Source organism: Streptomyces sp. NPDC029216, from assembly GCF_040648015.1.
Lineage (GTDB): Bacteria > Actinomycetota > Actinomycetes > Streptomycetales > Streptomycetaceae > Streptomyces.
This window is the reverse complement of sequence record NZ_JBEZWL010000063.1, coordinates 21,180-41,473: the sequence shown is the minus strand read 5'-3', so window position 1 is coordinate 41,473 and position 20,294 is coordinate 21,180. Positions and strand designations below refer to the sequence as shown.

Here is a 20,294-nt window from a genome sequence, read left to right as displayed (position 1 = left end):
CGGAGGAGCTGGGGGCGCCGGAGGCGCGGAGGCTGGCCGGGGAGCTGGCGGCGCGGCTGGGCGGGGCCGCGGCCCGGTTACCTGAGCACGAACGGCTCGCGGCGCTCGACGCGGTGGCCGACGCCTTCGCGGCCGGGCTGGGCGGGGCCGGCGCCGACGCCCTGTTCGCGGCGGACCTGGACCCGGCGGCCCTGGCGGCGAAGCTGCCGGTGCCGACGGGAGCGGTCCTGAGCCCGGCGGCCCGGGCCCTCGCGGCGGACCTGATCCGGATGACCTGTACGCACGCGGTGGAGTACCTGACGACGCTGCCGTCGTTCGGGGCCCGGGCGGAGGTGGAACTCGTCCGCCGCACCGGGGCGTTGCAGCGCTCGGTGGACCGCCTGGCGGAGGCCGGGGGCGACGGCGCGGGGCAAGCCTTCGAGGAGCGGTACGCCCGCTGGGTGGCCGACACCCACGGGCGGCTCCAGCTGTTCGGCCTGACGACCGGCCGCGCCCGGGAGGAGTGGCCGCTGGACCTGGCGTACATCGGCCTGGGCGTGAGCGGGGAGCAGCCGCCGGTGCTGCCGGGCGAGCCCGGGCCGCACCGTACGACGCTCCGCTCCGACCAGGCGCTCGGCGCGGCGGAACGGGTACTGCTGCGCGGCCCGGCGGGCTCGGGCAAGAGCACGCTGCTCCAGTGGCTCGCGCTGAACGCGGCCCGGCAGGCCGAGGGGCCCTGGGCCTTGTCCGTACCGTTCGTCCTGCGGCTGCGGTCCTTCACGACGTCGGAGTCGCTGCCCCTGCCGGAGGAGTTCCTCAAGGCCGCCGGCGTGCCGTTGTCGGCTCCGCCGGGCTGGGTGGAGGAGCTGATGCTCAGCGGCCGGGCGCTGGTCCTGGTCGACGGGGTGGACGAGGTCCCGCAGCGGCTGCGCGGCCGTACGGAGACCTGGCTGCGGTCCCTGATCTCGGCCTTCCCGAAGGCCCGGTACGTGGTCACCACCCGGCCGTCGGCGGTGCCGGAGGACTGGCTGGCGCGGGAGGGCTTCGCAGCACACTCACTGCTGCCGATGGAGCGGGAGGAGGTGGGCGCGTTCATCGGACACTGGCACCGGGCCGCGCGGGCGGAGTGCCCGGGTGAGGACCTCGACGCGTACGAGTCCTCGCTGCGCGAGGCGGTGACGGCCCGCCGCGACCTGGGCCGCCTGGCCACCAACCCCCTGATGTGCGCCCTGCTCTGCGCCCTGAACCGGGACCGGCGGATGCAGCTGCCCCGGGCGCGGAAAGAGCTGTACGACGCGGCGCTGGACATGCTGCTGGTCCGGCGGGACACGGAGCGCGAGATCGCGGGGGTGGAGGGGGTCTACCTCACCCGCGACGAACAGATCCTGCTGCTCCAGAGGTTCGCGTACTGGCTGATCCGCAACGGGCAGGTGGAGGCGGGCCGGGAGGAGGCGGTCGAGCTGGTGGAGGAGTGGCTGGAGGGCATGCCGCAGGTCCGCGAACAGGCGGATGCGGAGCAGGTCTTCACCCACCTCCTCATCCGCAGCGGGCTGCTGCGCGAGCCGGTGAAGGGCTCGGTGGACTTCGTCCACCGCACCTTCCAGGACTACCTGGGCGCCAAGGCGGCGGTGGAGTCGCGGGACTTCGGCGTGCTGGTCCGCAACGCCCAGGACGACACCTGGGACGACGTGATCCGCATGGCCGTCGGCCACGCCCGCCCGGACGAGCGCACCCGCATCCTGCGGGGGCTGCTGAAGCGGGCGGACAAGGTCAAGGGGGCGAAGAACAGGCTCGTCCTCCTGGCCGCCGCCTGCCTGGAACACGCCCCGGAACTGGACCCGTCCCTGCGGAACGAAATCCAGTCCCGGACGGCGGAGCTGCTCCCACCGCGCACGCCGGAACAGGCGGAGGAACTGGCGAAGGCGGGAGAACTGGTGCTGGAGCTGCTGCCGGGGCCGGGGAACCTGTCCGCGGACGAGGTGGCCGCATGCGTACAGACGGCGGCGCTGGTCGGCGGGCCCCGGGCACTGGCGGTGATCGCGCGCTTCCGCCACGACGGCCGCGGCGTCGTGCCGTATCTGCTCGGGAACAGTTGGCACGGGTTCGACGCCGAGGAGTTCGCCGACCGGGTGCTGGCCGACTCCGACCTCGGCCAGGCGTTTCTCACGGTCCGTACTCCCGATCAGCTGACCGCTCTTGCCCGGTTGCAACACGTGTCGCGCGTGCACCTCAGCGATACCGAAGGGATCCCGGCCTTCCTCGCCGACCGACGGCTGGCACAGCTGATCCTCTTCCGCAACACGCTCACGGACCTCGAAGCGTTGTCCGTGCAAGAGGAACTCGAGTACCTGGGCCTCTACAGCTGCCAGGAACTGGCCGCGCTGGGAGCACTCACCGCGCTTCCCCGGCTCCGCACGCTGATCCTGACGGACCTGCCCACCGGCCTGGACCTCTCGCCGTTGGCCGAACTGCGCGCACTCGACTGGCTGACGATCAGCACGCCGACCGGCCTGCGACGCGTATCGGAGCTCCCGGCCCCGAAGTCCCTCAGGACGCTGGTACTGAGCACCTTGGAGCTCCGGCTCGATTCCTTGGCACCCTGGCCCGAACTGGACCAGTTGACCGTCAACGGTGCCGACCTGCTGAACGACCTGGCCGTGCTCCCGCCGCTTCCCGGGCTCCGCACCCTCAACGTCCTGGAGCACCCGGCCTTGGATCCGAGGGCGCTGCTGGGCCAGTCCCAGCTGCAGGCGCTGCACATCGGCAGCTGTCACCACGTGGAGGGCCTGGAGGCGCTCCGTGACCTCCCCGATCTCACGCACCTGACCCTGACCGGCTCCATGGGCATCTACGATCTGGCCCCGCTGGCCGACCTGGACAGGCTGACGATCACGCTCAGCCCGAGGGTCGAGGTCGACGGCCTGGACCGGTTCCCGCCCGAGCGGATCAAGTGGCTGGGCGCCTTCTGATCCGCCCGGCGGGAGCCGCCCGTCACCAGACCCGGACCGAGCCCCCTCGGGCGAAGGCCGGGCTGGTGGCGGCCGGCGGGGCCTCCGTCAGGAGCTCGGCGATCTCCGCGACCAGCGGTCCGTGTTTCGCCGCCACCGCGTCCAGCAGGGGCAGGTCGAAGCCGTAGACCCGGGCCGCGTTGCCGCCCACCATCGCCGCGACCTCCTCCCTCGGCAGGCCCGCGTACGCGATGCGCAGGCCCTCGCGGGAGTACGGGGTGGTGCCCTCGTCGTGGGGGTAGTCGCTGCCCCACATGATCTTGTCCAGGCCGATCCGCTCCCGCAGCGGGACCTCGTGGGGGCGCATGAAGCTCGCGCCCACGAAGCAGTTCTCCCGCCACACCTCGCTCGGGCCCTTGCCCATGGACTCCGCCAGGCCCGCCCCGAACTTGGACTCCGCCGTGGCCGAGGCGGCGACCAGGCGGCCGTGGTAGTAGTCCAGCATCTGGAGGACGCCCGGGATCCACCCCGAGCCCTGTTCCGTCAGGACCAGTTTCAGGCCCGGGTGGCGGCGGAAGGCGCCGCCGAAGATCAGGTGCCACAGGGCCCGGTGCGAGAACCAGGTGGTTTCGACCATGAAGACGGCACGGGCGGCGGGTTCGTCCCCCAGCGGCGGGGACGCCGAGCCGCCGTGGTGGTTGACCGGGACGTCCAGCTCGTCGCAGACCGCCCAGATCGGGTCGTACGCGTCCGAGTACAGCTCGGGGACGGTCGAGCCGGGCGGGACGCCGGGCAGCAGGATGCCGCCCGTGAGCCCGGCCTCCTTGGTGCGGCGGATCTCCCGCACCGCCGAGTCGACGTCGTTGAGGAGGATCTGCGCCACCCCCGCCCGCCGGCCCGGCGCGTCCGCGCAGAAGTCGGCCAGCCAGCGGTTGTGCGCCTGGAGGCCGGCCCAGCGCAGCTCGTACTCCGCCGCCGACGGGGGCTGCGCCATCAGGGAGGCCTTGGGGAAGAACGGCGGGATGGTGTTCGGGAAGACGACCTCGGCGACGATCCCGTCCGCCTCCAGCTCGGCGAGCCGCCGCCGGGAGTTCCAGTTGCGGTCGGCGGTGTCCGCGAGGAGGTCCTCGTACGGGTTGACGTAGGTGGCGGCCCAGGCGTCGAACGCGTCGTGGTGGCGCTTCTCCAGGTACGGCTTGTAGTCCAGCAGGTCCGCGCCGGCGTGGCAGTCCGCCGAGATGACCGTGTAGCGGTCCTCGCCCGTCACCGCGACACCCCCAGGACCGGGAAGTCCTCGCCGGTGAGCCAGTGCCGGCCCGTTTCGCGGGAGCGGGCCCAGGAGGCCTCGACCGCCGGCTGGTCCGGGCTCTGGCCCAGCTCGGCCGGGGTGGGGCCGATCCGGCGGGCGAGCGGGGCGAGTTTCTCCGTGTCGAAGCCGAAGACCTCGGCCGCGGCCAGGCCCAGCATGCGGCGGGTCTCGGCCACCGGGATGTCGTGGAAGGTCTTCGCCAGCCAGTTGCGGGTGTCCGGCCAGGTGCCCTCGGGGTGCGGGAAGTCCGAGCCCCACAGGATGTTGTCCACACCGATCTCGTAGCGCTGGGCCAGTTCACGGCGCTTGGTGTTCGTGGCGCAGACGAAGATCTGGCGGTCCAGGTACTCGCTCGGCGGGCGCTTCAGCTCGGCGAAGGGCGACAGCTTCTTGCCGCCGTGCGCGCCGAGGTAGAGGCGGTCCATGAACCACAGCTGGTTCGGCAGCCACCAGCAGCCCGACTCGGCGACGCCGAACTTCAGGCCCGGGTGGCGTTCGAAGGCCCCGGACCACAGCAGGAACCACAGCGGCCGGGCGGGCCACCAGGTCACCTCCGAGACGTAGATGCCCAGGTGGTCGCCGTACTCGTGGCGCGGAGCGGCGCCCGAGTGGGTGACGACGGGCATCCCGGTCTCGGCGGCGGCCGCCCAGACCGGGTCGTAGCGGCGGTCGTGGTAGGGGGCCTTGTCCACCCACATGGAGGGGATCATCAGGGCGCCGAGGCCGGACTCCTTGGCCCGGTGGATCTCGGCGACGACCTCGTCCGGGTCGGCGGTGACGGGCAGCAGGGCGACGCCGCAGTGCCGTTCGGGGTTGCGCGAGACGAAGTCGGCGAGCCAGCGGTTGTGCGCCCGGGCACCCGCCATGCCGAGCTCGGGGTCCTGGTCGCCGGAGAGGCCCAGGCCCACGCCGAACGGAGCGGCGGTCTGGCTGTCCACGGCGTCCGCGTCGGGGAAGACGACCTCGGCGGCCACTCCGTCGCCGTCGAGCTCCTTCAGCCGCTGGGTGCTGTCCCAGCCGCCCTTGAGGCCCTCCTCGTGGTCGTGGAACCACTTCTCGGCGAAGGCCTCGTTGCGAATGCCGAGGCGGGTGGCCTCCTCGCGGCGGGCGTCGCGCTGGCCGAGGAACTCGTCGAAGGCGCGGTGGAAGCGGGAGTCCAGATAGGGGCGGTACTGCTCGGTGGGCAGTCCGGCATGACAGTCGGAGGAGATGATCAGGTACGGGTCTTCGTACGCGCTCACGGTGTGTCTCTCCTCAGTCGAGGATGAAGGTTTCCAGGTAGGCGGGGTTGGCGCGGTCGAGCATCGACTGCGACCGGGCGCGGATCTGCCGGTCGCTGTGCTCGCTGGCCGGGAGCATCCAGAAGCGGTCGGCGCGGATGCCGTCGACGACGTGCTCGGCGACCTCCTCGACCGGGGTGAAGTCCACCTCGTGCCCGGCCGCGCGCATCGCGGACTCGTACTGGTCGAGGGTGCGGTACGGGGACCTGCGCGGCCGCTGCTTCGCGTAGCGCTCGGGCCGGTTGCGGTGCGACTCCCACAGCCCGGTGCGCAGCATGTGCGGTCCGGGGAAGAGGACGGAGGCGCCGACGGCCGCGCCCTCCGCCTTGAGGTGGGCGTACAGGGACTCGGTCATGGTGACCACGGCCGCCTTGGTGACGGCGTACACGGAGGCGGTGGGCAGGGGGGCGATGCCGCCGTCGCCGGAGGAGGTGTTGACGACGTGCCCGGGGGCGCCGCCCGCGATCATGCGGGGGACGAAGGCCTGGATGCCGTGGAAGACGCCCCAGACGTTGACGGAGAAGGCCCACTTCCAGTCGTTGGGCTCGTGCTCCCACATCCGTCCCTCGGCGCCGGAGCCGACGCCGGCGTTGTTGCACAGCACGTGGACGGCGCCGAAGGTCTCGTAGGCGGCGTCGGCGAGGGACAGGACGGAGTCGCGGTCGCTGACGTCGACGGTCCGGGCGAGCACCTCGGCTCCCTCGGCCCGGAGTTCTTCGGCGGCCTTGCGCAGGGCGCCCTCCTCGACGTCGGCGAGGACCACCCTGAGCCCCTCGGCGGCGAAGCGGCGGGCCATGGCCAGGCCGATGCCGCTCGCGGCGCCGGTGACGACGGCCACCTGTCCGGTTTCGAGCCGCATGTCACGCACTCCCCTCGGGCGGACCGTCGAAGGCCTGCTGCGGGTCGTCGTAGCGCTGGTGGAGGTACGGGAGCAGGGCCTGCGCGCTGACCCGTTCGACGACCCGGCCCTTCTGGTCGGTGGTCTTCTCGCCGATGGTGAGCTCCACGAGGCGGCGTACGGGCAGGTCGGCGACCGGGTCGAACATGGACTCCCGCAGGACCACGTCACCGGTGAGGTGCTCCAGCTTGCGGACCTTCTCGTTGCGCGTGCAGTGCACCAGGACCGGGTCGCTCTCGAAGCCCGAGCCGTCGACCGCCGGGAGGAACTTGAAGTAGAAGTCGGTCTTCCGGGCCGGCTCGGGCACCGGCAGCTCGCGGTCCACCGCCGCGCGCACCTCGACGAAGGCGATGCCGTGCCGGGCGAGGGCGGCCCGCACGACCAGCCCCTCGCGTTCGACGGTGACCTCGCCGAGCTTCTTCGGCTCGCCGAAGACCTCGCGGCCGCCGGTCAGGGCGCGCTCGTGGGTCATCGGCATGACCAGCGGGTACCAGCCCTCGACGCCGCCGTGCCGGGCGGCGACGGCCACCGAGCCGGCCCCGAGCGGGTAGCCCGGCAGGTCGACCTTGCTGATGTTGGCCCGTACGAGGGGCCGTTCGGCGGGCTTGAGCGGCGGCGGCAGGACGGCCGCCACCACGTCCGGGTCGGTCTCCCAGACGGCCACGACGCCGGTGGACCAGATGTCGGGGAGGTTCGAGCTCTTCTCGCGCGACGCGGCGATCTCCGCCTCGGTGCGCGCTCCGTACCGTACGCGTGCCATGTTCCGCACCACCCTTCTGGGGTCCCCCCGGACGGAGTCTGGGGGAGGGGTTCTGTAACACAGTTACACCGCCGCCGATGAAGGGTAAAGAGGGCCGCACACAGGAAAACTGACGATACGTCGGATCACCGGACCCGGGGAGGACGCCGATGGCGAAGAGCCCGCTCACCCGCGAGGCGGTACTGGACGCCGCCGCCGCGCTGGTCAGGCAGCACGGCCCGGACGCCCTCACCATGCGCAGGCTCGCCGCCGAGCTCGGCACGGCGGCCACCTCGATCTACTGGCACGTGGGCAACCGCGAGCAGCTCCTCGACGCGCTCGTCGAGCGGACCGTCCGGGACATGGGCGCCATCCGGGCCGCCGGCCGCACCCCCGCCGAGCGCATCGTCTCCGTGGCCCGCAGCATGCGCCGCGAGCTGCGCGAGCGCCCGCACCTGATCGCGATGGTCCACGAACGCGGCCTGACCGACCGGATGTTCCTGCCCGCCCAGCGGGCGCTGGTCGCCGAGGTACGGGCGGCGGGGCTGCACGGCGCCCGCGCGGCCGACGCCGTGCGCGCCGTCCAGTTCCAGGTCGTGGGCTTCGTCCTGGTGGAACGCAACCGCGAGCGCTCCCCCGTCCAGTCCCCCGGCGAGGGCGAGCTGTGGGACCCGTCCCCCGGCTCCCCCGGGGGGACCACGGCCCCCGACGACCCGGCCCTGACCCGCGCCCTGGCCGGCCCGGCCGACCCGGAACGGCTGTTCCTGCTGTCGGTACGGGCCCTGACGAAGGCCCTGCTGGGTCCCGGGTGACACCACCCGCGGCGGCACCGCCCACCGGGGCGGCCGGAAACCGACCCCGGCGGAATCGGCCCTGTCAGTCGCTGCCCGTATCCTCTATGACCATGCTCGACGACCGTACGACCGCAGAGACGACGTGGCCGACCGCGTACCCCCAGGGGTACGCGGTCGTCGACGTGGAGACGACCGGGCTCGCTCGCGACGACCGGATAGTGTCCGCGGCCGTCTACCGGCTCGACGCGCAGGGCAACGTGGAGGACCACTGGTACAGCCTGGTCAACCCGCGCCGGGACCCCGGACCGGTGTGGATCCACGGCCTGACGAGCGAGATGCTCTCCGACGCCCCCCTCTTCGAGGACATCGCCGAGGAGTTCGCGGCGCGGCTGGACGGGCGGGTGCTCGTCGCGCACAACGCCATCTTCGACTGGCAGATGATCGCCCGGGAGTACGCGCGGGCCTCGTCGGCCGCGCCGGTGCGACAGCGGCTGTGCACCATCGCCCTGTCCAAGGAGCTGAACCTCCCGCTGCCCAACCACAAGCTGGCGTCCCTCGCCGCGCACTACGGCGTGGTCCAGCAGCGCGCGCACCACGCGCTCGACGACGCCCGGGTGCTGGCGGAGGCCTTCCGCCCGTCGCTGCACGCGGCCGCGCGGGACGGCGTACGGCTCCCCCTGCTGGAGTGCCGCCCGCTGACGGAGTGGTCGGACTCCCCCGCCACCCCCCGCGTCGGCTACCAGGCCTCGTACGGGGGCGGGGGCAGCTGGCGGGCCTCGCGCAAGCTGCCGCCCTCCCCGTACCCGAACCCGGGGCGCTTCGAGGACGGCAAGCCGCTGAAGCAGGGCATGCGGGTCGCCTTCTCCGGTGACACCTCGGTGGACCGGGAGCTGCTGGAGGACCGGGCGGTGGAGGCCGGGCTGCACATCGCGTCCAGTGTGTCGCGGCTCACCAGCCTGCTCGTGACCAACGACCCCGACTCCGCCACCTCCAAGACGGCCAAGGCCAGGTCCTTCGGCACCCCGGTGGTGGACGAGGCGGCCTTCACCCAGCTGCTGCGGGACGTGGCGCCCGCCGAGGAGAAGTAGCCGCGGGTGTTGCTCCGGGCGGGTGCAGGCACGGCGACTCACCCCGGCGGATCTTGTTCCGGCCCGCCGGCCCGCGAAGCATGCGGCGCATGGCACGTTGTGAGGTCTGCGGAAACGACTACGGCATGTCCTTCGAGGTTCATGCCCAGGGCGAGGTTCACGTCTTCGACTGCTTCTCCTGCGCCATCCACCGCATGGCGCCCATCTGCGAGCACTGCCGGGTGCAGATCATCGGGCAGGGCGTGGAGGTCGAGGGGCAGTGGTTCTGCGGCGGGCACTGCGCCCGGGCGGAGGGGAAGGTGGGGATCGTCGACCGCGTCTGACCCGTCCGTATCCGACTCGCCCCTTTCCTCCCCCGGACCCCGGAAGGCCACCCGGCCGCCGGGGTCCCTCGCGCTGCGGGTAACGTCGTGGGCGTGTACCGCTTCGTCCTGACCCGGCAGTGGGTGTGCCTCACCCTCATCGCCCTCGTCCTCATCCCCGTGATGGTCAAGCTGGGGTTCTGGCAGTTCCACCGCCATGAGCACCGGGTCGCCCAGAACGAGCTGATCGCGAGGAACCTGTCCGCGAAGCCGGTACCGGTGACCGAGGTCACCTCCCCGGGCCACACCGTTCCGCGGTCCGACTACTGGCGTGCCGTCACGGCCACCGGCACGTACGACTCCGCGCACGAGGTCGTCGTCCGGATGCGCACCTCGAACGACGACAAGGTCGGCTTCCAGGTCCTCACCCCGCTGGTGCTGGGCGACGGACGGGTGGTTCTGGTCAACCGGGGCTGGGTGCCCGGCGGGGACGACCCGACCGCCTACCCGCCCGTGCCGGCGGCGCCCTCGGGCGAGGTCACGGTCACCGGGCGGCTGAAGGCCGACGAGACCAGCGGGGGCAGCGGGATCAAGGACCGCAGGGGCCTGCCCGACCGTCAGGTGATGCTGATCAACAGCGAGCAGCAGTCCGCCTCCCTGGGCCGGCCGGTCCTCGGCGGCTACCTGGAACTCACCTCCCCGCTGCCGCAGGGCGGCGGGCCCGAGGCGGTGGCGGAGCCCGACCACGATTCGATCGGCCCGCACATGGCGTACGCCGTGCAGTGGTGGCTGTTCGCGGCGGCCGTGCCGGTGGGGTGGGTGGTCCTGGTCCGGCGGGAACGGCGCGACCGCGAGGCGGCCGCGGCGGCCTCGGCCCAGAGCGTGTCGCCGGAGCCCGCTTCGGCGTAGGTTGGCCCGTATGGATCTTGGACTGAAGGACCGTGTCTACGTCGTCACCGGCGCCACCCGTGGCCTCGGCTTCGCCTCCGCGCGGGAACTGGCCGCCGAGGGCGCGAAGGTGGTGGTGACCGGGCGGGACGAGAAGCGGGCGGCGGCCGCGGCCGCCGAACTGGGGCCGGACGCGGTGGGCCTGGCGGCGGACAACGCCGACCCGGGCTCGGCGGAGCGGCTGGTGGCCGAGGCCAAGGAGCGCTTCGGGCGGCTCGACGGCATCCTCATCAGCGTCGGCGGACCGGCGCCGGGCCTGGCGACGGACAACACCGACGAGCAGTGGGCGGCGGCGTTCGACGCGGTCTTCCTGGGCGCCGTGCGGCTGGCGCGGGCGGCGGCCGCGGAGCTGGGCGAGGGCGGGGTCATCGGCTTCGTCCTCTCGGGCTCGGTGCACGAGCCGATCCCCGGCCTGACCATCTCGAACGGCCTGCGGCCGGGGCTGGCGGGCTTCGCGAAGTCCCTGTCGGTGGACCTGGGCCCGCGGGGGATCCGCGTGGTCGGTCTGCTGCCGGCGCGGATCGACACGGACCGGGTGCGGGAGCTGGACGCGCTGTCCGGGGACGCGGCCGCCGCACGGGCCGGGCACGAGGCCCGGATCCCGTTGCGGCGTTACGGCACGGCGGAGGAGTTCGGGCGGACGGCGGCGTTCCTCCTGTCGCCGGCGGCGTCGTACCTCACGGGCGTGATGCTCCCCATCGACGGCGGCTCCCGCCACGGCTTCTAGCCTCTGGTGCTGGGCGGGGCCGCCGGCCCCGCCCAGCACCCGACGGACGGAGTCCGTCCCAGCGGCGCGAAGCCGGGGAGGTCGGCCACGGCAGAGCCGCGCGAGCGGCGCCAGAAGGAATCAGTCCGAGAGGCCCGCCAGGTCGCGCAGGCGGCGGGCCTGGGCGGCGCGCTCGGCGGTGCGCTGGTCGTCGTACGAGCGGGACCCGGCCGCGCGCAGCAGGGCCTTGGTCTCGATCACGGCGTCGCGCGGCGGGGCGAGCAGGGCGGTGGTGAGGTCCTGGACGGCGGCGTCGAGCTCGTCGGCGGGGACGACCAGGTTGGCCAGGCCCACCCGTTCGGCTTCTTCGGCGTGCACGAAGCGGCCCGTCGCGCAGATTTCGAGCGCGCGGGCGTAGCCGACCAGGGAGGTCAGCGGCTGGGTGCCGGCCAGGTCGGGGACCAGGCCCAGGCTGGTCTCGCGCATGGCGAACTGCACGTCGTCCGCGACGACCCGCAGGTCGCACGCGAGCGCGAGCTGGAAGCCGGCGCCGATGGCGTGCCCCTGCACGGCGGCGATGGAGACGATGTCATTGCGCCGCCACCAGGTGAAGGCCTCCTGGTATTCGGCGATCGTGGAGTCGAGCAGTTCGTCGGAACCGCGCGCCAGATCGAGGAAGGACGGCTCGCCCTCGAAACCCTCGGGGGTGAACGCCTGCCGGTCGAGCCCTGCGGAGAAGGACTTGCCCTCGCCGCGCAGCACGACGACCCGGACCGTGCCGGGCAGCGACCGTCCGGCCTCCGCCAACGCCCGCCAGAGCGCGGGGGATTGAGCGTTTCGCTTGGCCGGATTGGTCAGCGTCACCGTGGCGACCGTGTCGTCGATGGTGAGCCGTACGCCATCCTTGTCGAGCAGAGCCATCTGGTGCCTCCGGTGTGCAGTCGTGGCCGGACGCCCGGCCTAAGTGACTGCACAGTAACCACCCAGCCGACCACGGGGCCGACCGGGGGTCACCGAAGGAACCATGCGTGGAACACCAGCGGTACAGCATGGGACAACATGGAACGGAACGGAGCTGTCGGGCGGTCGCTCTCCGGCGCCGGCCCCGGCCTGACGGCCAGGGTCAGGCCGCGGCCGCCTTCTTGCCGCGCGTCGCGCCACCGCGACCACGCAGCGTGACTCCGGACTCGCTGAGCATCCGGTGGACGAATCCGTAGGACCGGCCGGTCTCTTCGGCCAGCGCCCGGATACTCGCACCGGAGTCGTACTTCTTCTTCAGGTCTGCCGCGAGCTTGTCGCGCGCGGCGCCGGTCACCCGGCTGCCCTTCTTCAGAGTCTCGGCCACCCGATGCCTCCTCGTGGGAAGTGCGCTCTGTGCTTCTCATGATCACCCCTCCCCGGCTTCCTGGCCACCCATTCAGCAAGGTCGGTACGGCGGCATTTCTCAGCCCGTGGACGCGCGAGCAGAACGGAATCTCCTCTTCCGCCGCATGACCTCCGTCACATTCCCCCGTCACCGAGGGGAATCACCAGGTCAGGGGCCGGAAGCGGGAAACAGCCGACCCCGGCCGCGCATCCGGGAGGATGCGGCCGGGGTCGTTGTACAGAGCGCGACGGTACGAGACCGTCTCACTCAGATGATGGATCACGTCTGCGCCGAATGATCCAGAGGGAACTGGATCAACCCGGCGGGAGGGGGTCAGGCGAGGGCGACCAGGTCCCGGTAGTCCGGGCCCCACAGGTCCTCGACCCCGTCCGGGAGCAGGATGATCCGCTCCGGCTCCAGGGCCTCGACCGCGCCCTCGTCGTGGGTGACGAGGATGACCGCGCCCTTGTAGGTGCGCAGCGCGCCGAGGATCTCCTCGCGGCTGGCCGGGTCGAGGTTGTTGGTGGGCTCGTCGAGGAGCAGCACGTTCGCCGAGGAGACGACCAGGGTGGCCAGGGCCAGACGGGTCTTCTCGCCGCCGGAGAGCACGCCCGCCGGCTTGTCGACGTCGTCGCCGGAGAACAGGAAGGAGCCCAGCGTCTTGCGCACGTCGACCAGGTCCAGGTCGGGCGCGGAGGAGCGCATGTTCTCCAGGACCGTGCGGTCCGGGTCGAGCGTCTCGTGCTCCTGGGCGTAGTAGCCGAGCTTGAGGCCGTGGCCGGGGGTGACCTGGCCGGTGTCGGGCTGCTCGGCGCCCGCGAGCAGGCGCAGCAGGGTGGTCTTGCCGGCGCCGTTGAGGCCGAGGATGACCACGCGGGAGCCCTTGTCGATGGCCAGGTCGACGTCGGTGAAGATCTCCAGGGAGCCGTAGGACTTCGACAGGCCCTCGGCGGTCAGCGGGGTCTTTCCGCAGGGCGCCGGGTCCGGGAAGCGCAGCTTGGCGACCTTGTCGGAGACGCGGACGGCCTCCAGGCCGGACAGCAGCCGCTCGGCGCGCTTGGCCATGTTCTGCGCGGCGACCGTCTTGGTGGCCTTGGCGCGCATCTTGTCGGCCTGCGAGTTCAGGGCGGCGGCCTTCTTCTCGGCGTTCTGGCGCTCGCGCTTGCGGCGCTTCTCGTCGGCCTCGCGCTGCTGCTGGTAGAGCTTCCAGCCCATGTTGTAGATGTCGATGACCGAGCGGTTGGCGTCGAGGTAGAAGACCTTGTTGACCACGGTCTCGACCAGGTCGACGTCGTGGGAGATCACGACGAAGCCGCCGCGGTAGTTCTTCAGGTAGTCGCGCAGCCAGATGATCGAGTCGGCGTCGAGGTGGTTCGTGGGCTCGTCGAGGAGCAGGGTGTCGGCGTCCGAGAAGAGGATCCGGGCGAGCTCGACGCGGCGGCGCTGACCGCCGGAGAGGGTGTGCAGCGGCTGGCCGAGGACCCGGTCGGGGAGGCTGAGGGCGGCGGAGATGGTCGCGGCCTCGGACTCGGCGGCGTACCCGCCCTTGGTGAGGAACTCGGTCTCCTGGCGCTCGTACTGGCGCAGGGCCTTCTCGCGGGTGGCGCCGGCGCCGGTGGCGATGCGCTCCTCGTTCATCCGCATCTTCTTGATCAGGACGTCGAGGCCGCGGGCGGAGAGGATCCGGTCGCGGGCCAGCACGTCGAGGTCGCCGGTGCGGGGGTCCTGCGGGAGGTAGCCGACCTCACCCGAGCGGGTGATGGTGCCGGCGGCGGGCTGGCCCTCGCCGGCGAGGCACTTGGTGAGGGTGGTCTTGCCCGCTCCGTTGCGGCCGACCAGGCCGATGCGGTCGCCCTTGGCGATGCGGAAGGAAGCGGACTCGATGAGGACGCGGGCGCCGGCGCGCAGCTCGATGCCGGTGGCGGTGATCACGGAAATACTCCAGGGCGGTATGGACGGCGGAAGGGGTGGCGGGACGCGCGTTCTTCGACGCCGCTAATCCGCGAGGAGATTTGCCATGGAGCCATTCTAACGGGGGTGCGCAACCACTTTTCGGGCCCCGGCCCTCACCCGTTCGGCCCAGGGGCCACGCCGGGCGGGCGGGGCACGTATCAGGATGAAGGGGTTGGCCACGCTTGGAGGGCGGTGGGGCATGCAGTTCGACGACGACGCCGATCTGGACACGTCCGAGGTCAAGGACATGCGCGGCAGCCGCATCCCGGGCGGGCGGGCCACGATCGGCGGTGGGGTCGTCGGGCTGATCGCGCTGGTCCTGGGCCTGCTCTTCGGGGTGGGGCCGGACCAGCTGGGGCTGTCCGACGGGAGCCCCGAGCCGGTCTCGACGGCCTCCTCTGCCGCCCAGGTGCAGCAGAGCTGCAAGAAGGGCCGCGACGCCAACACCCGGGAGGACTGCCGGCTCGTCGCCGTGGTGAACAGCACACAGGATTTCTGGAGGCAGGAGTTCCAGCGGCGCGGCGGGAAGTACACGCCGGCGTCGACGGTCTTCTTCACGGGCCAGGTGAACACCGCCTGCGGGGCGGCCAGCAAGGCGGTCGGGCCCTTCTACTGCCCGGCCGACCGGCAGGTCTACCTGGACCTGGGCTTCTTCGACGACCTGCGGACCAAGTTCGGGGCCACCGGCGGCCCCTTCGCCCAGGCGTACGTGATCGCCCACGAGTACGGGCACCACATCCAGAACCTGACGGGGACGCTGGCGCGGGCCCAGAACGGCCAGACGGGCGCGAACAGCAACGCGGTGAGGGTCGAGCTCCAGGCCGACTGCTACGCCGGGGTGTGGGCGCACAACGCGACCCGGACCCCGGACGAGTCCACGGGGCGGCCGCTGATCAAGAACCTGACCGACGAGGACATCCGGGACGGGCTGAACGCGGCGGCGGCGGTGGGCGACGACCGGATCCAGGAGAAGTTCCAGGGGCGGGTCACCCCGGAGTCCTGGACGCACGGCTCGGCGGAGCAGCGCCAGCAGTGGTTCTACCAGGGCTACCGCACGGGCGACATGGCCCAGTGCAACACCTTCCGCTGAGTGTCAGTGGCGCCTGCCATGCTGTGACGTGGGTCACTTGGGTCACCGTCACGAGAGGGAGTGATCGTCATGGCAGGCGTTCCGTCCATCTGCCCCACGCTGCTCTTCAGCGATGCGAAGGCGGCCATCAAGCTGCTGACCGAGGCCTTCGGGTTCAGCCAGGTCGCGGTCTACGAGGGTGAGGACGGCTCGGTGATGCATGCCGAGCTGGCGTACGGCAACGGTGTGGTGATGCTCGGCAGCAAGGGCCGGGGCGGCATGTTCGACAAGGTCATGGAGGGCGCCGGGCCCGCGGGGGTCTACGTGGTCGTCGACGACGTGGACGCCCACCACCAGCGGGCCCTGGAGCACGGCGTGGAGATCCTGACACCGCCCACCGACCAGGACTACGGCTCGCGGGACTACATGGCCCGCGACGCCGAGGGCAACATCTGGAGCTTCGGCACGTACGCCCCCCAGCTCTGACCGCTCCCGGCCCCACCAGGGGCGCGGGGAACTGCGCGACCGGCCACAGCGGACCCGCAGGTCACCACCGGCCGGCGGGCCCACGCGGAGGGCCCGCCAACCGCCCGGCCAGGGCTAGGCCGTGCCGGTGTGGACCTGGAACGCGGCCCGCCGCACCGCTTTGGCCAGGGCCGGGTCGGGGTGGGCGGCGGCCAGCGCGACCAGGACCTGGACGGTGCGCGGGTGGCCGACGGCCCGGACCTCGTCCAGCAGCCGGGGGACGGTGGTGCGGACGGCGGAGTCCAGGTGGCGGGCGAGCAGGTCGGCCTCGCCGTGGTCGGCGATGGCGGCCGCGGTGTCCACCCAGAGCCAGGTCGACTCCTCGGGCGTCAGCACGTCCTGGGCGTCGTCCGGGTCCACCCCGTCGTGCTCGGCGAGCCAGAGCAGGGCGTAGGGCCGCAGGGCGGACTCCCGTACGGCCGCGCGCACCTCGGGTTCGGCGGGCGCGCCGACCACGCGCAGGGCCTCGAAGGCGAGGCCCCGCAGCAGGGCGTCCTCCCCCCGGGCGGCGTGCAGCAGCTCGCTGACGGCGTGGCCGACGGGCCGGGCGGCGAGCCAGGCCTGGTACTCGGCGCGGGCCGGTCCGGGGGTGAGCCGGGCGCAGCCGTGCAGCATGGCGGCGGCGGACTGCTCGATGTTCCCGGCCGGGCTCTGGGCGGCGACGCAGATCTGCTCCAGCTTGACCCAGACGGCCCAGCTGCCGAGCGGGGTCAGGGTGGCCCGGGCGGGGCCGAGGGTGACGGCGTCCACGGCGGCGAGTCCGCCCAGCGCCCAGCGCAGCAGCCGGGCGAGCGGGAGGGGCCGGGGTTCCGCGGAGGCGGGTTCCGTGTCGTAGGGGACCTCGCAGCGCTCGTCGCGCAGTTCGGTGACCCGCTGCCCGAGCAGGTCCAGCAGGTCCGGGACGGTCACCGGGCCGGCGGACAGCTGGAGCAGCGAGAGCAGCTGCGGCATGGCCTCGACCACCTCGGCGACCGCCGAGGGAGCGATGTCCGCGGGGGCCGGGTGGACGAGGGACCAGGCGTCGAAGAGGGCGACCCAGCCGCGCAGCACGGCGGTGTCGTCCCGGTCCCAGGCCCGCAGCCGCCAGCCGGGCCGGGCCTGGCCGCCGTGCACCTCGACGAGGCCGGAGAGGCGGGCGCGGTCCCAGCCGACCCGGATCTGGCCGTGCGTCAGGCCCAGTTCCGCGGCGGCCCGTTCGACGTCCGGGGCGGGCAGGGCGCCGGCCGGGGCGGGGCGGCCGCCGTCGCCGGCACCGAGGTTCAGTTCGGCCCAGCGGGCCAGCCGGACCGCGTCGGACAGGGAGGCGCGGGCGCGGTTCGCCAGGTCCGCCCTGGCAGGGGTGCCCGCCGGGGGCCGGGTGGCCGGCCGGGTTCGCCGGTCGGTCACCGCCTTGCGCGCCGTGGCGACGGAGCGCGGGGAGACGAGTCGGAGTCTGGAGTCGCGAGCCAACTGCTCATCAGGCTTTCGGGACGTCACGGAAGCAGTCTCGCCCGTCACTGGCCGAAAGCCCAAACGGAACGGGTCATTTCCACAGGTCATGGGGTGGAGGAACCAGGACAGACCACCCACCCAGTCCCGTCCGCCACACCGCCTTCACTCCAGCGCCACAAGACACCTCCCGTTGCCCCTCTTTCGTGGAGCCCCACCGGCCCCATCGGGAGGTCACATGAGCGGGGTCAGGAACCGCCGCAGCGCCTCCTCGTACCGGGCCGGGTCGGCGTTCCACATCGCCCCGTGCCCGGCGTTGCGGACGGTGTGCAGGGTGACGAGGTCGGGCCGGGCCGCGGCGAGCCGGCGGGAGGGCTCCCAGGGGGCGAGGGTGTCGTCGGGCCCGTGGAAGAGCAGCACGGGGACGCGGAGCGCGCCGGGGTCCGCGAACGGCGGCCGGTGGTCGGCGCGCAGCCCGGCGCGGCCCTCGGCGGCCCGGACGGCGAGCGGGACCAGCGGGGCCGGGGTGCCGCGGGCGGCGACGAGGTTGCGGAGGGTGGTGTGCCAGTCGAGGACGGGCGAGTCGAGCACCATCCCGGAGATCCGGCCGGCCAGGGCCGAGCGCTCGGCGGCACGCACGGCCATGGCGGCCCCGGTGGACCAGCCGTGCAGGACGATGCGCCGGGCCCCGTAGCGCAGGGCGTAGCGGACGGCGGCGTCCAGGTCCCGCCACTCGGACTCACCGAGGTGGCCGATGCCGTCCGGGGGCGCGGGGGCGCCGAGGTCGCCCCGGTAGCCGAGGGCGAGGACCGGGAGCCGGAGGCGGTGCAGGAAGGGCATGACCACCATCGGGTGCTCCCGGCCGGCGCCGAGTCCGTGGACGGTGATCACCCAGGTCCGCCGGGCGCCGGGCAGGAACCAGGCGGGGAGCGGGCCGAGCTCGCCGGGGACGTCCACGTCGGCGTGCTCCAGCCCGAGGGCGGTGCGCGGGTTGCCCGCGTACACCTGCGGGGTGAGGGTGACGCGGGTACCGGGGTCGAGGGTGCCGTGGGTGACGCGCAGGAGGCGGCGTACGACGGTGTCCGGGCCGTGCGGTACGCCGTCGAGGACGGGGCCGACCGCGGCGTGGATCCCGGGAGCGGTGAGCCCGTGGACGCCGGGGCGCAGGGAGGCCAGGGAGCGGGTGAGCACGACCCGGTCGCCGTCGGCGGAGTGGACGCTCAGCCGGGGGCCGCCGGGCAGGGGGCGGCCGGGTTCGGGCCGCAGGGCGGCATCGGCGGCGTACCGGCCGGCCAGGGCCGCGGCCGCTCCGGCACCGATGAGGGTCGTGGTGACGGCCGCGGCCGTCGCAGTGGCGGTACGCACCGCTCCAGTGTCGGGGCGCGGGGTCGCGGCGGCCACCGGAGGGCGCTGCGGAAAGCGGAGTGATCTAGCTCTCTTTCGCCGCCGCCGGGGCGGGTGCGAACGGGCCCCGGCGCCCCGCCGGAAGGTTCCGTTTACCTGCCCCTGACGTGCATGAATGGCGATAACTACGACAGAATCGGGACGAAGGGCCTGATGAGAGGCCACCCGGGGACACCACACCGCCCGAGTCAGTTCATCTTCCGTTCACCCAGGTTGCCTACGGTCGGCGAGCCACTGACGCCAAACAGAAGCCTGGGTAAATGGAGCACATAACGCTTCTCCTCGGGATCGTGATCATCACCGCTCTCGTGTTCGACTTCACGAACGGTTTCCACGACACAGCCAACGCGATGGCGACCACCATCTCGACCGGCGCCCTCAAGCCCAAGACGGCGGTGGCCATGTCCGCCGTGCTCAACCTCGTCGGCGCGTTCATGTCCGTGGAGGTCGCCAAGACGATCTCCAAGGGTCTCGTCAACGAAGAGGGCATCCAGCCGGAAGTGATCTTCGCCGCGCTCGTCGGCGCGATCCTCTGGAACCTCGTCACCTGGCTGGTCGGACTGCCCTCAAGCTCCTCGCACGCCCTGATGGGCGGCCTGATCGGTGCTGCGGTCGCCTCGGCCGGCCTCGGCGCGGTCAACGGCAGCGTCGTCGTCACCAAGGTGCTCATCCCGGCCGTCGCCGCTCCGATCGTGGCCGGTGTGGCCGCGATGCTGGCCGCCAAGGTCACGTACAAGCTGAACGGCAAGGTCGGCGAGAAGACCTCCGCCAAGGGCTACAAGGCGGGTCAGATCGCCTCGGCCGGTCTGGTCTCCCTCGCGCACGGCACCAACGACGCGCAGAAGACGATGGGCATCATCACCCTGGCCCTGGTCGCCGGCGGCGCCCTCGCCCCCGGCTCGAACCCGCCGGTCTGGGTCATCGTCTCCGCCGGTACGGCCATCGCGATGGGCACCTACCTGGGCGGCTGGCGGATCATCCGCACCATGGGCAGCGGCCTGACCGACCTGCACCCGCAGCAGGGCTTCGCCGCCCAAACCTCGGCCGCGAGCGTCATCCTGGCCTCCTCCAACCTCGGCTTCTCCCTCTCCACCACCCACGCCTGCTCCGGCGCGGTGATGGGTGCGGGCCTCGGCCGCAAGGGCGGTGTGGTCCGCTGGTCCACCGCCACCCGCATGTTCGTCGCGTGGGGCCTGACCCTGCCGGCCGCCGCCCTGGTCTCCGCGGGCGCCGAGCGGGTCATGCGTACGGGTGACATCGGCGTCGCCGCCGTCGCGCTCTTCCTCGTCGGCTCCTGCGTCGCCATCTGGCTGATCTCGCGCCGCCAGGTCGTCGACCACACCAACGTCAACGAGGCCGGCGCGGCCGACGACGCCGAGCAGCCCGGCGTGGTCACCACCGCCATCGCGGCCGTGGCCGTCCCTCCGGCCGCCGGCACCACCGCCGCGGTGACCGACGAGGACCTCAAGGCCACCATCCCGGCCGCCACGGCGAACCCGGCGACCCCGACGGCTCCGGCCGCCGCGGTCTGATCCCGAGAACGACAGAGGAATCGGCA

At 72.8% G+C, this 20,294-nt stretch carries 18 protein-coding genes; 9 read left to right on the top strand and 9 right to left on the bottom strand.

What is annotated here, in order from left to right; genetic code table 11:
- On the top strand, positions 1-2,948 hold a 2,948-nt coding region (locus tag AB0F18_RS22365), incomplete at its 5' end, for an NACHT domain-containing protein (RefSeq protein WP_362063304.1).
- 22 nt (positions 2,949-2,970) lie between these two features.
- Here the strand turns inward: AB0F18_RS22365 and AB0F18_RS22360 are convergent.
- The 4 genes from AB0F18_RS22360 to AB0F18_RS22345 are packed head-to-tail and all read right to left on the bottom strand — an operon-like array spanning position 2,971 to position 7,174.
- Positions 2,971-4,194: an amidohydrolase family protein gene (locus AB0F18_RS22360; protein ID WP_362063302.1), complete on the bottom strand. Its 1,224-nt coding sequence runs from the start codon at positions 4,192-4,194 to the stop codon at positions 2,971-2,973.
- Complete coding sequence (locus AB0F18_RS22355; RefSeq protein WP_362063301.1) at positions 4,191-5,477, bottom strand: amidohydrolase family protein; 1,287 nt, start codon at positions 5,475-5,477, stop codon at positions 4,191-4,193. Before AB0F18_RS22355 ends, AB0F18_RS22360 begins: the two co-directional genes overlap by 4 nt.
- A 13-nt stretch (positions 5,478-5,490) precedes the next feature.
- Positions 5,491-6,375: an SDR family NAD(P)-dependent oxidoreductase gene (locus tag AB0F18_RS22350; protein WP_362063299.1), complete on the bottom strand. Its 885-nt coding sequence runs from the start codon at positions 6,373-6,375 to the stop codon at positions 5,491-5,493.
- A gap of 1 nt (position 6,376) precedes the next feature.
- On the bottom strand, positions 6,377-7,174 hold the full coding sequence (locus tag AB0F18_RS22345) for an acetoacetate decarboxylase family protein (protein WP_362063297.1): 798 nt from the start codon (positions 7,172-7,174) through the stop codon (positions 6,377-6,379).
- A 149-nt stretch (positions 7,175-7,323) separates the two neighbouring features.
- On the opposite strand from AB0F18_RS22345, the gene AB0F18_RS22340 reads away from it, so the two are divergent.
- The 5 genes from AB0F18_RS22340 to AB0F18_RS22320 all read left to right on the top strand — a co-directional run bounded on the left by AB0F18_RS22340 (position 7,324) and on the right by AB0F18_RS22320 (position 11,012).
- Positions 7,324-7,965 (top strand): helix-turn-helix domain-containing protein, encoded by a 642-nt coding sequence (locus tag AB0F18_RS22340; RefSeq protein WP_362063295.1) that lies wholly within the window; start codon positions 7,324-7,326, stop codon positions 7,963-7,965.
- Positions 7,966-8,051: 86 nt separating this feature from the next.
- Positions 8,052-9,035: a DEDDh family exonuclease gene (locus tag AB0F18_RS22335; RefSeq protein WP_362063293.1), complete on the top strand. Its 984-nt coding sequence runs from the start codon at positions 8,052-8,054 to the stop codon at positions 9,033-9,035.
- An 89-nt stretch (positions 9,036-9,124) separates the two neighbouring features.
- A complete protein-coding gene (locus tag AB0F18_RS22330) occupies positions 9,125-9,358 on the top strand; it encodes a hypothetical protein (protein WP_362063291.1) in 234 nt (77 codons plus the stop codon).
- A gap of 93 nt (positions 9,359-9,451) precedes the next feature.
- A complete protein-coding gene (locus tag AB0F18_RS22325; RefSeq protein WP_362063289.1) occupies positions 9,452-10,246 on the top strand; it encodes an SURF1 family protein in 795 nt (264 codons plus the stop codon).
- Between the two features lie 10 nt (positions 10,247-10,256).
- Positions 10,257-11,012, top strand: coding sequence for an SDR family oxidoreductase (locus AB0F18_RS22320; protein WP_362063287.1), 756 nt, complete (start codon positions 10,257-10,259; stop codon positions 11,010-11,012).
- A 120-nt stretch (positions 11,013-11,132) separates the two neighbouring features.
- Here the strand turns inward: AB0F18_RS22320 and AB0F18_RS22315 are convergent, their stop codons facing one another.
- The 3 genes from AB0F18_RS22315 to AB0F18_RS22305 form a co-directional block, all read right to left on the bottom strand.
- Entirely contained in the window at positions 11,133-11,912 is a 780-nt protein-coding gene (locus AB0F18_RS22315) for an enoyl-CoA hydratase/isomerase family protein (RefSeq protein WP_362063286.1), read from the bottom strand.
- 202 nt (positions 11,913-12,114) lie between these two features.
- Positions 12,115-12,336, bottom strand: a complete 222-nt coding sequence (locus AB0F18_RS22310; RefSeq protein ID WP_007263382.1) for a helix-turn-helix domain-containing protein — start codon at positions 12,334-12,336, stop codon at positions 12,115-12,117.
- A 354-nt stretch (positions 12,337-12,690) separates the two neighbouring features.
- Positions 12,691-14,289, bottom strand: a complete 1,599-nt coding sequence (locus tag AB0F18_RS22305) for an ABC-F family ATP-binding cassette domain-containing protein (RefSeq protein ID WP_362063284.1) — start codon at positions 14,287-14,289, stop codon at positions 12,691-12,693.
- A 220-nt stretch (positions 14,290-14,509) separates the two neighbouring features.
- Here AB0F18_RS22305 and AB0F18_RS22300 point away from each other — a divergent pair, with 220 nt between their 5' ends.
- Positions 14,510-15,400 carry a neutral zinc metallopeptidase gene (locus AB0F18_RS22300; protein ID WP_362063282.1) on the top strand — a complete coding sequence of 297 codons (891 nt, stop codon included), beginning with the start codon at positions 14,510-14,512 and terminating at the stop codon, positions 15,398-15,400.
- A gap of 69 nt (positions 15,401-15,469) precedes the next feature.
- Positions 15,470-15,865: a VOC family protein gene (locus tag AB0F18_RS22295; protein WP_362063280.1), complete on the top strand. Its 396-nt coding sequence runs from the start codon at positions 15,470-15,472 to the stop codon at positions 15,863-15,865.
- A gap of 114 nt (positions 15,866-15,979) precedes the next feature.
- On the opposite strand, the gene AB0F18_RS22290 is transcribed toward AB0F18_RS22295, so the two are convergent.
- The gene (locus tag AB0F18_RS22290; protein ID WP_362063314.1) at positions 15,980-17,290 is read right to left on the bottom strand and encodes a hypothetical protein; all 1,311 of its coding nucleotides are present in this window, start codon (positions 17,288-17,290) and stop codon (positions 15,980-15,982) included.
- Positions 17,291-17,566: 276 nt separating this feature from the next.
- Positions 17,567-18,697 (bottom strand): alpha/beta fold hydrolase, encoded by a 1,131-nt coding sequence (locus tag AB0F18_RS22285; protein ID WP_362063278.1) that lies wholly within the window; start codon positions 18,695-18,697, stop codon positions 17,567-17,569.
- Positions 18,698-18,996: 299 nt separating this feature from the next.
- On the opposite strand from AB0F18_RS22285, the gene AB0F18_RS22280 reads away from it, so the two are divergent.
- A complete protein-coding gene (locus tag AB0F18_RS22280; protein ID WP_362063276.1) occupies positions 18,997-20,268 on the top strand; it encodes an inorganic phosphate transporter in 1,272 nt (423 codons plus the stop codon).
- The last annotated feature ends 26 nt before the right edge of the window (positions 20,269-20,294 follow it).

What these genes read in the sequence shown, in the direction of transcription:
- AB0F18_RS22345 (WP_362063297.1), bottom strand. Translation starts at nt 7,174, where the DNA reads ATGGCACGCGTACGGTACGGAGCGCGCACCGAGGCGGAGATCGCCGCG.
- AB0F18_RS22350 (WP_362063299.1), bottom strand. Translation starts at nt 6,375, where the DNA reads ATGCGGCTCGAAACCGGACAGGTGGCCGTCGTCACCGGCGCCGCGAGC.
- AB0F18_RS22320 (WP_362063287.1), top strand. Translation starts at nt 10,257, where the DNA reads ATGGATCTTGGACTGAAGGACCGTGTCTACGTCGTCACCGGCGCCACC.
- AB0F18_RS22315 (WP_362063286.1), bottom strand. Translation starts at nt 11,912, where the DNA reads ATGGCTCTGCTCGACAAGGATGGCGTACGGCTCACCATCGACGACACG.
- AB0F18_RS22335 (WP_362063293.1), top strand. Translation starts at nt 8,052, where the DNA reads ATGACCATGCTCGACGACCGTACGACCGCAGAGACGACGTGGCCGACC.
- AB0F18_RS22340 (WP_362063295.1), top strand. Translation starts at nt 7,324, where the DNA reads ATGGCGAAGAGCCCGCTCACCCGCGAGGCGGTACTGGACGCCGCCGCC.
- AB0F18_RS22330 (WP_362063291.1), top strand. Translation starts at nt 9,125, where the DNA reads ATGGCACGTTGTGAGGTCTGCGGAAACGACTACGGCATGTCCTTCGAG.
- AB0F18_RS22280 (WP_362063276.1), top strand. Translation starts at nt 18,997, where the DNA reads ATGGAGCACATAACGCTTCTCCTCGGGATCGTGATCATCACCGCTCTC.
- AB0F18_RS22295 (WP_362063280.1), top strand. Translation starts at nt 15,470, where the DNA reads ATGGCAGGCGTTCCGTCCATCTGCCCCACGCTGCTCTTCAGCGATGCG.
- AB0F18_RS22300 (WP_362063282.1), top strand. Translation starts at nt 14,510, where the DNA reads ATGCAGTTCGACGACGACGCCGATCTGGACACGTCCGAGGTCAAGGAC.